Source organism: Thiolapillus sp., from assembly GCF_048562965.1.
GTDB lineage: Bacteria > Pseudomonadota > Gammaproteobacteria > Chromatiales > Chromatiaceae > Thiolapillus > Thiolapillus brandeum_A.
The window spans coordinates 1-571 of sequence record NZ_JBHNMF010001537.1; the positions used below are offsets into that span (position 1 = coordinate 1).

At 55.0% G+C, this 571-nt stretch carries 1 protein-coding gene and 1 pseudogene; both read left to right on the forward strand.

Translation table 11 applies throughout. The annotated features are described in order from the left end of the window. Positions 1 to 233 (forward strand): annotated as a pseudogene (locus ACOCD2_RS25370) (Abi family protein); the annotation flags it as partial. A gap of 36 nt (positions 234 to 269) precedes the next feature. Then, on the forward strand, positions 270 to 571 hold a 302-nt coding region (locus ACOCD2_RS25375; RefSeq protein ID WP_293675628.1), incomplete at its 3' end, for a hypothetical protein.

The window sequence follows — 571 nt, forward strand, 5'->3', positions numbered from 1 at the left end:
CTAAAAGCCCGGATTGGCATTGGTCGCAGACTTCACCCCACCAGCCTCATCCAGAACGGCGATTGTTCGTCGTACTGCTCATGCTCGCCCACCTCATGCGCCACATCAGCCCGAACAGTGGATGGAAGGAGCGTCTGGAACAGCTATTGGAGAAATATCCCTCGGTCCCGCTCATGGGTATGGGCTTCACCGAGAACTGGAATGCGCATCCTGTTTGGACGGGAAAGGGTTGAGGCTGCCAGGCCGGAATACACCTTGAGGAATACTGTATGGAAGACATCAGGCAACAGATAACCGATCTCAAAGAAGGCTGGGAAGCCATCAAAGACAACGTGATTGCCCAGCGGGGACATTGGCAAAATGCGTTGCCGGACAATGCGCCGGAAATGATTGACGCCACGCTGGCTACCCTTGCCAGCCTTGTTTCCAATGTGAGCAATACCACCAGAAGGGGCCGCGCTATGCGGTTGGCCGAGGCGGTTGCCGCCATGCATCTGGTCAACGCCAACGCCTCGTTGAACAACCACTTGCAGAGAAACAAGTTCAATCAATTCCCGGCCTTCTGTAACTA